General features: G+C 54.0%; 1 protein-coding gene. It reads left to right on the forward strand.

Translation table 11 applies throughout. The annotated features are described in order from the left end of the window. Nucleotides 1–25 precede the first annotated feature (25 nt). On the forward strand, nucleotides 26–311 hold a 286-nt coding region (locus tag RCF13_RS17905), incomplete at its 3' end, for a hypothetical protein (protein ID WP_308141424.1).

Genomic DNA, 311 nt, shown 5'->3' on the forward strand with positions numbered 1-311 from the left:
GTTGCCAGCAGTGGCTGATGGCGTGATGAAGGGGATCGGATCGGTTGGGAAACGGCGGTCAATACAATCGGTGGCTGAGGAGGCGAAGACTCCGGCTCTGAACGGCGAAAACGCGATAGGTGTTTCCGGTCAACCTGCGGGTTCAATCAAAAATGTTAATCCGGGTTATCCAGAGGCCGGTCGAACTCACAACTGCGTCAACTGCTCTATTGCCACTGATGCAACATTGGCAGGAAATCCTGCATCGGCCCTGCCAATCAGTCATACAAAGGGCGTTCCGTTGAGTGTGCTGGAAAGAAAACTCGGCTCCA

The sequence above is a fragment of the Stenotrophomonas maltophilia group sp. RNC7 genome (genome assembly GCF_030910085.1).
Classification (GTDB): Bacteria; Pseudomonadota; Gammaproteobacteria; order Xanthomonadales; family Xanthomonadaceae; genus Stenotrophomonas; species Stenotrophomonas sepilia.